This window comes from Pseudoalteromonas sp. Isolate6, assembly GCF_022398435.1.
GTDB classification, from domain to species: Bacteria; Pseudomonadota; Gammaproteobacteria; order Enterobacterales; family Alteromonadaceae; genus Pseudoalteromonas; species Pseudoalteromonas galatheae.
Window position 1 is genome coordinate 1 of sequence record NZ_JAKEVK010000129.1, and the last position, 13,082, is coordinate 13,082.

Sequence of the window (13,082 nt, forward strand, 5' to 3'; positions counted from 1 at the left end):
GTGTTATACTATCTCTATGATAATAAATATAAAATCAGCTTATTGCTTTTTAATTGGACGCTGCCAACCATCTAAATTTCGCTGCTTTCCACGCGCAACTGCTAGTTGTTCATCTTTAACACTTGAAGTAATCACAGAGCCTGCACCAACCGTTGCTGTGCTACCAATTTCAACTGGTGCAACTAGCGAAGAATTTGAGCCAATAAACGCGTTATCGCCAATAATAGTTTTAGACTTATTCACCCCATCGTAGTTACAAGTAATAGTCCCTGCACCAATATTCACTTTTTCACCAATTTCAGCATCCCCAAGATAGGTTAAGTGATTAGCTTTAGAACCTTTACCAAGGCGAGATTTCTTCATCTCGACAAAGTTACCAATATGAGAGTCTTCTTCCATGATCGCACCAGGGCGCAAACGAGCAAAAGGGCCTAAAGTACATTTATCAGCGACTGACGCATCCTCAATAAGAGTATTGGCTTTAATCACTACACCATTACCGATTTTACAATTTTTGAGTACACAGTTAGGACCAATGACGACATCATCGCCAATTTCAACATGACCTTCAAATATCACGTTAACATCAATCTGAACATCTTCGCCGGTTGTTACCTGTCCACGCACATCAATACGAGCAGGGTCAGCTAGACTTGCACCGTTAATCATCAGGGCTTCTGCTTGCCAAGCCTGATAAGCACGCTCTAAGGCAGCAAGTTGTACGCGGTTATTCGCACCTTCAACTTCCATCTTATCGTCTGGTTGTGCTGAGGTAATTTCTATTCCCTCATCGTGTGCCATTGCAACGATGTCAGTGAGGTAATATTCGCCCTGTGCATTCTCGTTTGATAGCTGCCCCAACCACTTTTTCAAAAGCTTACCATTAGCAGCCATAATGCCGGTGTTGATTTCAGTAATGGCGAGCTGTTCATCAGAAGCATCTTTTTGTTCGACGATGCCCACTAATTTACCATTTTCCCGTAGCATACGACCGTAACCCGCTGGGTTTGCTAAATCAACAGTGAGTACAGCAAGGCCGTCATCTGGCGTCACATCCAGCAAACGCTGTAACGTACTCTTTTTTGTCAGTGGTACATCACCATAGAGGACTAACACTTTATCATCGTCGCCGATATGCTCTTTCGCAACCGCTACCGCGTGACCTGTACCTAACTGCTCTGCTTGATGAACCCAGTTTACTTCATTATGTGCCAAGGCAGCTTGTAGTTGCTGCGCTCCATGTCCGAATACTAAATTGGTCGATTGCGCCCCAAGAGACACAGCATTATCGATGACATGTTGAACCATCGGCTTTCCAGCAATAAGATGAAGTACCTTTGGTAGTTTAGAGCGCATGCGCGTGCCTTTACCCGCAGCTAAAATAATTGTATTTAATGGCATCTATGATGAATCCTTTTTTATTTGCTATCCCCTACACATATCACACACTTTAAGACTGCCACTCCATGTGCCCAGCCAAACTTACTCGCAGTGTATAATTTGCTTCAGAAATGATTGCGAATATTTTAACTAAATTTACCTCAATTGATAGTCATAAGCTGAATGTTCACCAAAAGCGGCTGCTCGCACATAAGAAATTACTAAAGTGATATAACTAAGGTACCGTTACTTATCACAATGACGCTTAGTGCACCGTTAGCTCTTACTGCAATATCTCTAGCTCAATACGCTATTTTCTCCTAACGCCTCAACTAACTTCTTTACATTCAAGACTTCACTTTGACAGTTGTACGAGAGCAATAAAAAGCAAAAATACAGCGAAAAACTCACTGGAAAGTTCTAATTAAACTCTTTTGTAAGATAACAAAGCTTATAAAACAAAAGCTTACACCAGAACCTTATATACAAATCATAACTTTCTAATAATCAATTTTTGAAAAAACCTTGCTAACTTAAGAATCAAGTTACGGGGTACAGCAACTCCTCACTTAACAAGCTAAGAAATAAAAATTTATAAGCTCTACACAACAATAAATAATTAACAAGGATAAGAAAATGAAACTTACGGTTACTAAAAAGAATATCAAAAACCTAAGCCAAGACAACAAACGTCTTCCTGTGAATATGACTAAATTAATCAACGGCGGCACCATAACAAAGTTACCAGGCGATAGCTCAGACACTACCGTTACATTGCAATCAGCTCAAATACGCTAACGATAAACTCAATAACAACATTCAATAAAAACAACAAAATACATAGGACACGACCATGAAACTAGCAATCACAAAGAAACGCATCAAAAACTTAAGCCAAGACAACAAGTGCCTTCCTGTCAATATGACTAAGTTAATCAACGGCGGCACCATAACAAAATTGCCAGGCGATAGCTCAGATACAACGGTTACGTTGCCATCAGCTCAAATTCACTAATGTAGGACATTGACAGAGCAAACCTATCACTTAAGTGCTAGGGGTACTCGTTGTAGAGAATACAACCATAAAACAGGCGTTAATTAACAGCACAAAGGCCAAAGCCTAAACAACAAACGTTTACCAGCTGGTATGACTCGACTCATTAATAGTGGTGTAACGTCAATACATTTTTTGAAAACAACGCTTTCGAGGCGCGATAACTCACAGCAGCCAGTGATCCGCACCATCAAGCGTAAACACAATATATTTTCAAATAGCGGAGCATCACGCATGAGTTTAGTAAGCATGACACCGGCAACAGCAGGGATTTACAATCAGACCGTGTTTAATGAGATGATTAACGAGATAAACAACGTAAAAAATGAAGTTGAATTTCGCAGTCTAGTCACAAAGCTACAAGCGATGTCAGCACCTAGCTTTTTAGCATTCATCGCTTTTGAGCACACAACACCAACATCTGTTGAATGCAAACTATATGGCAATCCGCCCAGTGCAATAAACCAACTACTGCTCAGCGAAGAGATACATGAATACTGTCACAATGAGTCCTCTCCCATTTCACTGAGTCAGTTTGGCAGCTTATATCCTCAGCATTTATATCTATTACCTGTACATGCTGGACACAATGAACACGGTGCATTTCTTTTACAAATTCAAGACCCTCATGACGTTGAGCACCTTTGCTGGTATTGGTCGTCCATTGCTACATATCTCATACACGCTTATATCAAGCTAGCTAAACAACGCCTTGTTGCTATCACCAAACGCGAGCGAGACTGTTTACTTTGGGCCTGTGAAGGAAAGACTTCATGGGAAATTAGTCAAATATTGGGAGTCTCTGAACGTACCGTAAATTTCCATCTATCCAATTGTATTGAAAAGACTAATAGCTCAAACCGACTTCAAGCTATCGCGAAGTGCGTCGTGACAAACATCATTTAAATTTTAAAGGAAATAAAATGCGATCTCTCAAATATCTAAAATTGTTTGCGGCCACTTTAGCGCTGACAGCGTGTAATACAAACCAAAAGCCGCTACCTGTTGTAAAAGTGAATAAAACACTACACGCGGAGTCAATGGAGTCTTATCAAAACCTGTATGCTTCGCCTTTCAAAGATCTGGGACCTTATCATGAGATTGATACGATAGATTTTAAGACTCCTGAAGAAAAGAAGCCTGTAGAGGACAGCATATTCAAATTATCTTATTCTGGGTTTGATAAAACTCAAGGTTACAATTATCAAGACCACTTATATCCGACCGCTTTAAACAGCCAATCACGTAATACGATTACTTGGTTAGGCCATGCAAGCTTTTTAATCCAAGACGGAAGTGGTAATAGCTTTTTGACTGACCCTGTATTTGGTGAGTTTGATGGCATGGTGGGCACTGTTGGAACCATGCTTTTTGACGAATTAAAGCGTTTAGGGCCACCGCCAGTAGAGCCAAAAGCACTTTCTTTTGTTGATAGTGTATTGATCTCTCACGACCATTACGACCATTTCTCCAATGAAACTCTGTCAGAGTTAGGAAGTGACTTAGATATATTTTTACCTATCGGTATGCAGCATGAGCTTGATGGCACATTTAACAGCGTATTCGCGCTTGATTGGTATACCGAGGTTGAATATAAGAAAAACAAAATCCAATTTGTGCCAGCACACCACTACTCCAACCGAAGTATATTCGACCAAAATGAAAGCTTATGGGGTGGCTGGATCATCAATACAGGCCAGTTAAAAATTTACTTTGCGGGTGATACAGGCTACAGCCCAATATTCAAAGATATACATAGTAAACATGGTGACATTGATATATGTATGATGCCGATAACAGCCTATGGTAAACACTTTAGAAGCGTGCACCTATCACCAGAAGATGCATTAAAAGCAGCGCAAGATCTGCATTGTAAAATATTTATTCCTTGGGGATATGGGACATGGCAGCTTGGCTTTGAACATGTTAATGAGCCACTGCGAAGACTTGCCTATGCAGCTAAGGAGTTAAAGCCAAACTTTAAAGTACGTGTGCTAGGTATTGGAGAGTCTTTTAAGTTCACAGAATTACTTTAACCTTTTTCCTAACTTGTTGTTAAGCGCTCTACAAGCAGCACCCGTGTCCGCTGCTTGCTCAAGAGCGCTTTTTTATATTTTGGCATAGCTAAACCTCTTCAATTTTCTCTATATGAACTCACATTGAGTCCGCAAATGGCATCCATATCGCCAAACAAAAGGACTGAATAATGCTGTGCATAAGTAACTATCACACATGAAGTATTGAACAACCTAAGCTTCTGATAATTAAAACCTTGTAGCAGTCCTTAATCATGCTTGGTGAACGTGCTCACACACCAATAATCAGCTCCTGACAATTAATGCTTCAAATTAGTGAGGATGTTGGCACATTGAAAGTCACATAACGCTTGAATGAAGCTTATCTAGACATAGGTTATGTAAAGTCACAGATATACATTAGCCAATTCGAAAGCTATATCTCATAAAAGAGTTTAAAAATACGCTAAAAATCCTTCATAGCAGACGTGGTGATTAAAATCAATCACAGCCAAAATAATACTCTTTTCTTTTTATTATCGGTATTGAATACCAACGCCAAACTCATTCTGCTTGAGATAGTGAACCGCATCAATAAGTAGGTGGCGCTATAGATATTCATGTTTCAGATGCTCGCTCTTGAAGCTCAAGCACTTTTGTAGAGAAGTATACGTATTCACCTTCCTTTCGCAGCACAGTAGCAATATAGCGCTCAACCAAAACCAAGGCGGGCAAGTTTTTAGTATTTACCCTTTGTACTTAAGAGCTTATAACTTTACTGCTTATTCTACTATCATGTGGAATCGCGTCACTCAGACAACACAACTACGCAAGCCAAACACATACTGCTCCCCGGAAACATAAACCTCAAAAAGCGACAGACCTTAACAAATCATAGCCTCCACTAACATACTTATGAAAAATCCATTTCACAACCATTTCCACGATAACAAACAAGGCTAATCCATTGTTTTTATTGCTTATTAAATTAAATTCAGGAATTTGCAATGTTGCTTGTTTAGCGCCACTATACTTCCATCAATGCTCATTAATTGCGGAAATAACATGACTAATAACAACATAGAAAATACGTTTGCAGATATTTTGAGTTTTAAACCCCTGATAGATAAAGCTGGAAACTTACACTCACCCGCTAAAATCGAAGAGTGGCTGATGGAGATAGGAACGACTATTCGGTGTGATTCAATTCATTTAATTGGCTTTAAGCCACTCTCACCAACGGCTTATCAACATCATGTGATTGGACCGAACCACCTCATTATGGAAGATACCCTTAATTTAGATGCTGCTTATGAAAATTGTAAAGAGAGCCACACCCCCTACGCGATGAAAGTGAAAGGCAGTGAGTATGGCTTGATGGTCCCGCTTCGCGGAGTCAGCGGTATTGTAGGGTGTGTGCTTATCACCAGCGATAGTTACATAGACTCACGCCAACAAGAGTGGCATTGGAGTATTTTGGGGCTTCACTTATTACAAGCTTTAAAGCGCAGCTTCTCCAAAGACAAAATAAAGATCACCAAACGTGAACGCGATTGTATTCTTTGGGCATCAGAAGGAAAAACATCGTGGGAGATTAGCCAAATACTCGGGATTTCGGAACGTACTGTCAATTTTCACCTAAATAACTGCATTGAAAAAACCAATAGTGCAAATCGACAGCAAGCCATCGTAAAGTACCTGTTCAATCACACCCTGTAATCCATTATATGATTTTATATCCTATACAAAGCCACAAATCGACCCCAAACATGTGAGCAATAAACCTAGTTCACATGTCTAAGGTCGAGCTATAATTCTTAAGTTCACAAATCTAACAAAATACCCTTCCTCAAATTCAGCACTTAGTCATATGTAATATTAGAGTAGTTTGTCTTGTAACGCTTGAACGGGCTTTAGAAATAGAAGAAGAGCCTACAGGCTCTTACTTAAGAAAGGAGGGGGGCTGCAGAATGTTTTAGCGGATATTAATTGGACAGTCACTGATATGTGACGTCACCACTGTCCAGCTGTAGTCGGATGCAACCTGCTCTTTTATACCACCTGCAACAAGCATTGTTTGCTGTGCTTTGATCCCAGAACTAGAAGCAGAAAGTGTTTTCATTTCACGTTTTTTTAGTTTAATTTTCATTATGTTACCCTGTTGTTATGTTGTGTGTGAGTTAAATATAAACAACTAATTCACCGTCAACAAGCTGCTAGATCTGGCAGGGTAAGAACGAATATTAATAAGGTTGGCATCCCTGCCAAGAACGAAAAAATAAATCGATATGTACACGTCATTGTGTACTTTCATTAGGCATTTTATCTGCCTAGATTTTGCCTCCGAGCAACCCTTAGCGTTTGAGTAAGGTTGGCATCCCTGCCAAGAACGAAAAAATAAATCGGTATGTACACGTCATTGTGTACTTTCATTAGGCATTTTATCTGCCTAGATTTTGCCTCCGAGCAACCCTTAGCGTTTGAGTAAGGTTGGCATCCCTGCCAAGAACGAAAAAATAAATCGGTATGTACACGTCATTGTGTACTTTCATTAGGCACTTTATCTGCCTAGATTTTGCCTCCGAGCAACCCTTAGCGTTTGAGTAAGGTTGGCATCCCTGCCAAGAACGAAAAAATAAATCGGTATGTACACGTCACTGTGTACTTTCATTAGGCATTTTATCTGCCAAGTCCTCGCCTCCAAGCAACCCTTAGCGTTTGAGTAAGGTTGGCATCCCTGCCAAGAACGAAAAAATAAATCGGTATGTACACGTCAGTGTGTACTTTCATTAGGCATCTTATCTGCCAAGTCCTCGCCTCCAAGCGATCCTTACTGTTTGAGTAAGGCTGGCATCCCTGCCAGAGAACGAAAAATAAATATCATCATGCTGTTCATTTCTTAAACAACAGCAAAATTGCATAGAAAGCGGTTCAAAATATGACTTCCTTGTCATTACTAACTTTCACTCTGTATTATTTTTACTGTTAGTGAGCCAAACTTAGTATCCATCCGATAGCCCTAGCAGACTTAACTTACTGCGACTTTACCGTCTCCTTTCAAGTCAATAAATCGCGTAAACTTGTCTTTAAAGGTGTTGCCCTCGTGCATAATCATAAGCACAGCTGCATTTTTGGTGTATTGCTCTATGAGCCCCAAAATACTTTCTTTGCTCTGATCATCAATGTTAGCCAGCGGTTCATCTAATACATAGATATTTGCAGGTTTTAGTAAGCAAGCGGCAATTTGGCATTTCTTCTTTTGACCTTCAGACAGGTCGTCATAATTAATATCCAAACACTCTTGCAGTCCCAACTCCTTGATTAGCGCCTCCGCACGTATTGAGCTATTCCATTTCAAGCTTAGGGTATTGAAGTTTTCCTTCACCGTGCCTGGCAAAAATTGGAACGGGTAAAGCGCGGAACTCATTTCTTTGTTTTGTGCGAGGGTGATCCGACCTTGCTGTGGTTGATAAAAGCCCGCCAACAAATTCAAAAACGTGCTTTTTCCTACCCCATTACCGCCAGATATCAAGATCTTATCTTCATGATTCACATTAAAAGATACGTCTTTAAGGATCTGTTTATCACCATAACTAAATCCAACATTGTGTAGCTCAAGCTCATTGTGCTCTGCAGTACCAGTGGAGACTTGGGGCAGCTCAACCGTCTGAGTAAATACACGATAACGCTCAAGGAGCCCGTTTAACGCTGCTATTTGAGGGATCACTGCTGACAGTTGCTGTACCGCACCAACGATCATGCCGAATGCTCGAGTTAGCGCGAACAAGGAACCTATCGTAAACACACCTAATATCACTTGAATACCTGCCGCAATCAAAACAGACAGCTCGGCATAACTTAAAAACACGCTGCTGATAGATTGATACATGGCAGCTATTTTGGTGTTTTTATATCTTGCATCCAAAGGCTCTGCGATACCCTCTTCAATACGGTGCTGCGCTTGATTGATTAGACTATGAGTTTTTACATACTTAAAGCTATCAATGGCTTTATTTAAAATGGATTTGAATTGCGCTTCCGTCTCATGCAAACGCTCTGTACAGTTTGAAATCCTGCCACTAAAACGGTGTGCTAAAAAGTATAAGAACGGTACTATCACAACTAGCGCCAGGGTAATTTCCCAGCTCAACCAAATCGCGACACTTAATCCAATAACACTAACTAAAGCCCCTGATATCAAGCCTGTACACACATCAACGACTCCGCTCAGCTGACGTGCCTCATCATGCAAACGAGAAGTAAAGTACCCACGACCTTTCTCAGCAATTTCTGCATACGGTTTATTGTAGATAGACTCAGCCATTTCAACAGTAAGATATTGATGTACATCATTTTTTATTTTTTGTGAGGTTAGCGCAGTATAATAGATTAGCGCTCTACCAAACGTCGCAATGAATGTCACACCTACAGCCAAATAAATAAATGTTTGTACATCACCCTCACTAAGCGCATCTATTAAGAATTTCATTGCCAATGGGTCTACCGCTGAAAACATTACTGCTTGAATAGCAGTTAAGAAAAACAGTAAACCAAGTTTCTTGCGATGTGGCTTCAAGATATCTTTAGCTGTGCTAAGGTTTTCTTTTGAAATAATCATAACAATCAATTCCTTAGTGAGGCGGCCTAAGCCGCCAACCTCATTAGATATCAAACAATGGGCGAGATTTATTATTTAACACTCGGTCAAAGACAATCCCAACGCCCGAAGAACCCATAGCAAGATCAGTCGACAGCCTAATCAAGGTGCGCCCTGGGAATAACTCTCCTTCATCGCGTGAAATTGAAAACAGTGCCGAACGCGCTAATATATGAAATGCACTTTCCTTATACTGCAGCTCTTGGGTAACCTGATACATATCGAATAAAAAGTCAGCGATCCCCACCGAACCAGAGAATAATCCCTGCTGAGCTGCATAAAGCGAGTATGAGCTCAATGCAATTTTACGGGCAATATTCAAATAGTATTCGTCTTCAGTTGCTTGATATAAGCGCAGTACCACCGAACCAATACCCGAGGATCCATTTTCGATGTACGGCAGTACCATTTGACTACTCTCGGAGTCGCCCCATTGATAATGTCCCTCAGGTTTTAGCCCCACATTCAGGTCGAATTGCAGCGCCAATCTAGCTTCTTCTAAATAGCTCTCTTGATCCGTCACGTTAAACAGTTGGATTAAAAACAACGCGATACCTGTGCTACCGTACATGAAGCCAACGCCATCACTGTCCTCTACACTTGACGCATACTTATATCCACCACGCTCAAAAGTTCTTCTATTTCTTAGTAACTGCGCCGCTTCAATAGCCTGCTGTAAGTCGCTTGCTCGCTGTGTATTCTGATACAACTTAATAAAGCCATGCCCTATTCCTGCCAAACCGTGGGCAAAGTTACTCGCTTGTAATTCATGCGGTACAGCCATGGATTTAGTCAGTAATTCACGTGCAACATCGTAGTTACCCAACTCTAGTTGGGTCAGTGCCATACCGGCATATCCAACCAATAGACCAGGAGATGCTTCCTGCTCGTTAAAACCCTGCTCTAACTCTGCTGCAAGACCTGTTGGAATACTATGTTCGGAACGGGCGAGTAATAGCGCAGGTCCTGAATAACCGTAGGCGAGTGAACTCATATGAGTATCAAATGCTTGGAAATCCACTGGTAGATAAAAATTATGACCTTTTCGCTCGATACCACTTCTCAGTAGTCGGGTTATGTTATTCAGTGAGCGCTGTAGTGTATTTTCAATTTCACTAAAGTCTGCCGATATCTTAGGAAGCGCTTCTATTCTTTCTATTTTCTCTGCTACTTCGTCTGATAATGTAATGTTGTCCAACTCATGTAAAAGCACCTTAGCTTCATCAACTAAGCCCTTAGATAGACGGTCTACAATCTCAATCACATGCTTAGGTAATCCGCTATCTTGTACCAACCTCTCTAGCAGCGACCATTTGAACTCAGCATTCATTTCAAAGGCTTGCTGAATAGGAAGCAACATACTGTACAACACCATGGATAAACCATACCAGTCCCCCTTAAAAGTTGCGCCTTCTTTAATCAAGTTCGATTGCTCGGTAAAACCGGGGGTTGCTAAAATCGGAATGCTGTCTCTATGTTCATTCGCTGTATCTAATTTAAACGAACCTTCAAAGTCGATAAATTTGATGCGTTTATTGTCACTATCAACAATGATGTTGTTTGGTGAAATATCTGCCAATACAATACCTTGGCTATGAGCATATGAAATGGCTTCAATGCACGCCTTGGTGATCCAAGTAAACTGTTGTTTAAACTTTTCTGCCGTCGCCAAGTTGCCTGTAAATGGGATCAAAGTGACTTCTTCTTTTGCCCTAAATGAGCGTATTGCTTCTCCTTGTACAAACTCTTCAACTAAGAAGGAGTGTTCCCATTCGGTGAAACAATCGACGGGTTTAGGGAAGTAGTCACTACCTTGCAACGCCTCAAGTATTTTAAATTCATTGTTTAATACCGTGTCAGCATATATCGACTTTGCATTGAGCGAGGAGAATTGCACATAAGGACGTGCCTCTTTAACTACTACAGTTTCGCCCGTTGCTAAATCTGTCGCTTTATACACACCACCACTGTTCGAGAAGGAAAAAGCTTCTGATATTTGATATCTACCAGCCAACGGCTTAATTTCAGAATCATCCTCGCTGAGGGCTTCATCGTTGAACGGCTCATCAATCCAGCTAGGCAATGAGTAAAACGCTTCTCGCTCATCTTTCACCAAAGTACCGTCCGGTTGGATCAAGCACGCATCCGCAGTTCCATCGGGCTTAGGCCTTGGGATCAACTTGTAACCACCATAACGATAGTGCACGACTTTGCTATCTTTATATCGCTTGTCAGAGAGAATGTATGGGCCGTTGTTGTCTTTCGTCGCCAGATACAGGTCATGGATCATGGCCTTAAACGAATCGAAGTTCACGGGGTAAATTGTGATCAGCTTGCCAGAGCCGCTGCGACCGGTTGATTTAGATGCCATTTGGTTGGCTAAGTCTTTACGACAAATAACTTTGAATGCGGCTTTATAATCCATGCATACCTGTACGGTTTTACGGATCACTTCAATGGCTTCTTCCTCCGTGGCCGATACATGAATTTTGAACCCTTGCAGCGGAATTTCCACGTCAAGTGGTGCAGCGGCCAGCCAGATATTGTGCCTTTTTACTGTCCAATCTTTCGAAAGCAAACTAGTTATAACTTCACTGTATTCCTTATCAGCACCTAACTCTGACGGTAGCGAGAAGAAGTCCTTATCGCCAAAGGTGTACAAATTATCCAACATATTTTCGTTCTCATTTTTTTAATTTGTTTTAGAAAAAGTTGCCAAGGACGACGCGACAAATCATTTGGCGCGTCGCTGGCTCTCAGGAGATATACTGCGGCTTATAGCGCAGCCCTCCTGAGCAAACATTACGGCTGAACGTTTGCAGCTTGTGCAGCTAGCGTGCGGCAAATACCACTTAGCGTTGACCAGCTTTGAACGTCTGCTTCAGATGTCGATGTCATTTCTTGTAGTTTTAATACGTTGTTCATGTTTTTTATCCTGTTAACTGTGTGTCGTGTCGATTACGGCTGAACGTTTGCAGCTTGTGCAGCTAGCGTGCGGCAAATACCACTTAGCGTTGACCAGCTTTGAACGTCTGCTTCAGATGTCGATGTCATTTCTTGTAGTTTTAATACGTTATTCATGTTTTTTATCCTGTTAACTGTGAGTCGTGTCGATTACGGCTGAACGTTTGCAGCTTGTGCAGCTAGCGTGCGGCAAATACCACTTAGCGTTGACCAGCTTTGAACGTCTGCTTCAGAAGTCGATGTCATTTCTTGTAGTTTTAATACGTTATTCATGTTTTTTATCCTGTTAGCTGTGATGCGTGTCGATTACGGCTGAACGTTTGCAGCTTGTGCAGCTAGCGTGCGGCAAATACCACTTAGCGTTGACCAGCTTTGAACGTCTGCTTCAGATGTCGATGTCATTTCTTGTAGTTTTAGTACGTTGTTCATGTTTTTTATCCTGTTAACTGTGAKGCGTGTCGATTACGGCTGAACGTTTGCAGCTTGTGCAGCTAGCGTGCGGCAAATACCACTTAGCGTTGACCAGCTTTGAACGTCTGCTTCAGAAGTCGATGTCATTTCTTGTAGTTTTAATACGTTATTCATGTTTTTTATCCTGTTAACTGTGAGTCGTGTCGATTACGGCTGAACGTTTGCAGCTTGTGCAGCTAGCGTGCGGCAAATGCCACTTAGCGTTGACCAGCTTTGAACGTCTGCTTCAGAAGTCGATGTCATTTCTTGTAGTTTTARTACGTTATTCATGTTTTTCTCCAAAGTATTGAATGTTTAGTTAAGTTACTGTTTGGCAAATTACGCTGTGAATACTCCAAAGGTTATCTTCTGGCTTATTGCTTTGCGGTAATTGCTGTAATTTCAAAATATTGTTCATTTTCGTTCTCTATATTCCATTTTAGTTTTTTCGTTTGTTGCTAAACATGATGACAAAACCTAATTTTTATTAAACTGTAAGAATTGACATGTTTTGTTTTTAAACGTCTTTCTTACCACCTGTGCTTAGCGAGCAAAATCATAT

At 41.0% G+C, this 13,082-nt stretch carries 15 protein-coding genes; 5 read left to right on the plus strand and 10 right to left on the minus strand.

Going from position 1 to position 13,082, the window contains the following annotated elements; all coding sequences use genetic code 11:
* Positions 1 to 39 precede the first annotated feature (39 nt).
* The gene (gene glmU / locus L1D50_RS15725; RefSeq protein ID WP_138524553.1) at positions 40 to 1,401 is read right to left on the minus strand and encodes a bifunctional UDP-N-acetylglucosamine diphosphorylase/glucosamine-1-phosphate N-acetyltransferase GlmU; all 1,362 of its coding nucleotides are present in this window, start codon (positions 1,399 to 1,401) and stop codon (positions 40 to 42) included.
* Between the two features lie 615 nt (positions 1,402 to 2,016).
* On the opposite strand from glmU, the gene L1D50_RS15730 reads away from it, so the two are divergent.
* From L1D50_RS15730 to L1D50_RS23465, 5 genes are all read left to right on the plus strand, one after another.
* Positions 2,017 to 2,178 (plus strand): hypothetical protein, encoded by a 162-nt coding sequence (locus L1D50_RS15730; RefSeq protein WP_239966370.1) that lies wholly within the window; start codon positions 2,017 to 2,019, stop codon positions 2,176 to 2,178.
* 55 nt (positions 2,179 to 2,233) lie between these two features.
* Positions 2,234 to 2,395 (plus strand): hypothetical protein, encoded by a 162-nt coding sequence (locus tag L1D50_RS15735; RefSeq protein WP_161568686.1) that lies wholly within the window; start codon positions 2,234 to 2,236, stop codon positions 2,393 to 2,395.
* Positions 2,396 to 2,668: 273 nt separating this feature from the next.
* Complete coding sequence (locus L1D50_RS23460) at positions 2,669 to 3,340, plus strand: helix-turn-helix transcriptional regulator (RefSeq protein WP_128727197.1); 672 nt, start codon at positions 2,669 to 2,671, stop codon at positions 3,338 to 3,340.
* Between the two features lie 17 nt (positions 3,341 to 3,357).
* Entirely contained in the window at positions 3,358 to 4,470 is a 1,113-nt protein-coding gene (locus tag L1D50_RS15745; RefSeq protein WP_239966371.1) for an MBL fold metallo-hydrolase, read from the plus strand.
* A gap of 1,044 nt (positions 4,471 to 5,514) precedes the next feature.
* Positions 5,515 to 6,168, plus strand: a complete 654-nt coding sequence (locus L1D50_RS23465) for a helix-turn-helix transcriptional regulator (protein ID WP_275660212.1) — start codon at positions 5,515 to 5,517, stop codon at positions 6,166 to 6,168.
* 256 nt (positions 6,169 to 6,424) lie between these two features.
* Here the strand turns inward: L1D50_RS23465 and L1D50_RS15755 are convergent, their stop codons facing one another.
* The 9 genes from L1D50_RS15755 to L1D50_RS15795 all read right to left on the minus strand — a co-directional run bounded on the left by L1D50_RS15755 (position 6,425) and on the right by L1D50_RS15795 (position 12,811).
* The gene (locus L1D50_RS15755) at positions 6,425 to 6,598 is read right to left on the minus strand and encodes a DUF1173 domain-containing protein (RefSeq protein ID WP_138524557.1); all 174 of its coding nucleotides are present in this window, start codon (positions 6,596 to 6,598) and stop codon (positions 6,425 to 6,427) included.
* A gap of 879 nt (positions 6,599 to 7,477) precedes the next feature.
* Entirely contained in the window at positions 7,478 to 9,067 is a 1,590-nt protein-coding gene (locus tag L1D50_RS15760) for an ABC transporter ATP-binding protein (RefSeq protein WP_138524559.1), read from the minus strand.
* 43 nt (positions 9,068 to 9,110) lie between these two features.
* Entirely contained in the window at positions 9,111 to 11,780 is a 2,670-nt protein-coding gene (lanKC, locus tag L1D50_RS15765; protein WP_138524561.1) for a class III lanthionine synthetase LanKC, read from the minus strand.
* A gap of 128 nt (positions 11,781 to 11,908) precedes the next feature.
* Positions 11,909 to 12,031, minus strand: coding sequence for a class III lanthipeptide (locus tag L1D50_RS15770; RefSeq protein ID WP_193554547.1), 123 nt, complete (start codon positions 12,029 to 12,031; stop codon positions 11,909 to 11,911).
* Positions 12,032 to 12,064: 33 nt separating this feature from the next.
* Entirely contained in the window at positions 12,065 to 12,187 is a 123-nt protein-coding gene (locus tag L1D50_RS15775; protein ID WP_193554547.1) for a class III lanthipeptide, read from the minus strand.
* A 33-nt stretch (positions 12,188 to 12,220) separates the two neighbouring features.
* Positions 12,221 to 12,343 carry a class III lanthipeptide gene (locus tag L1D50_RS15780; protein ID WP_193554547.1) on the minus strand — a complete coding sequence of 41 codons (123 nt, stop codon included), beginning with the start codon at positions 12,341 to 12,343 and terminating at the stop codon, positions 12,221 to 12,223.
* 33 nt (positions 12,344 to 12,376) lie between these two features.
* Complete coding sequence (locus tag L1D50_RS15785) at positions 12,377 to 12,499, minus strand: class III lanthipeptide (RefSeq protein WP_193554547.1); 123 nt, start codon at positions 12,497 to 12,499, stop codon at positions 12,377 to 12,379.
* Positions 12,500 to 12,532: 33 nt separating this feature from the next.
* The gene (locus L1D50_RS15790) at positions 12,533 to 12,655 is read right to left on the minus strand and encodes a class III lanthipeptide (RefSeq protein WP_193554547.1); all 123 of its coding nucleotides are present in this window, start codon (positions 12,653 to 12,655) and stop codon (positions 12,533 to 12,535) included.
* Positions 12,656 to 12,688: 33 nt separating this feature from the next.
* Positions 12,689 to 12,811: a class III lanthipeptide gene (locus L1D50_RS15795; RefSeq protein ID WP_193554547.1), complete on the minus strand. Its 123-nt coding sequence runs from the start codon at positions 12,809 to 12,811 to the stop codon at positions 12,689 to 12,691.
* Positions 12,812 to 13,082: the final 271 nt, after the last annotated feature.

Coding starts and splice junctions, on each gene's coding strand:
- L1D50_RS15780 (WP_193554547.1), bottom strand. CDS start 12,343: ATGAATAACGTATTAAAACTACAAGAAATGACATCGACTTCTGAAGCA.
- L1D50_RS15760 (WP_138524559.1), bottom strand. CDS start 9,067: ATGATTATTTCAAAAGAAAACCTTAGCACAGCTAAAGATATCTTGAAG.
- L1D50_RS15745 (WP_239966371.1), top strand. CDS start 3,358: ATGCGATCTCTCAAATATCTAAAATTGTTTGCGGCCACTTTAGCGCTG.
- L1D50_RS15775 (WP_193554547.1), bottom strand. CDS start 12,187: ATGAATAACGTATTAAAACTACAAGAAATGACATCGACATCTGAAGCA.
- L1D50_RS15770 (WP_193554547.1), bottom strand. CDS start 12,031: ATGAACAACGTATTAAAACTACAAGAAATGACATCGACATCTGAAGCA.
- L1D50_RS15735 (WP_161568686.1), top strand. CDS start 2,234: ATGAAACTAGCAATCACAAAGAAACGCATCAAAAACTTAAGCCAAGAC.
- L1D50_RS15755 (WP_138524557.1), bottom strand. CDS start 6,598: ATGAAAATTAAACTAAAAAAACGTGAAATGAAAACACTTTCTGCTTCT.
- L1D50_RS23465 (WP_275660212.1), top strand. CDS start 5,515: ATGACTAATAACAACATAGAAAATACGTTTGCAGATATTTTGAGTTTT.
- L1D50_RS15785 (WP_193554547.1), bottom strand. CDS start 12,499: ATGAACAACGTACTAAAACTACAAGAAATGACATCGACATCTGAAGCA.
- lanKC (WP_138524561.1), bottom strand. CDS start 11,780: ATGTTGGATAATTTGTACACCTTTGGCGATAAGGACTTCTTCTCGCTA.
- L1D50_RS15790 (WP_193554547.1), bottom strand. CDS start 12,655: ATGAATAACGTATTAAAACTACAAGAAATGACATCGACTTCTGAAGCA.
- L1D50_RS23460 (WP_128727197.1), top strand. CDS start 2,669: ATGAGTTTAGTAAGCATGACACCGGCAACAGCAGGGATTTACAATCAG.
- glmU (WP_138524553.1), bottom strand. CDS start 1,401: ATGCCATTAAATACAATTATTTTAGCTGCGGGTAAAGGCACGCGCATG.
- L1D50_RS15730 (WP_239966370.1), top strand. CDS start 2,017: ATGAAACTTACGGTTACTAAAAAGAATATCAAAAACCTAAGCCAAGAC.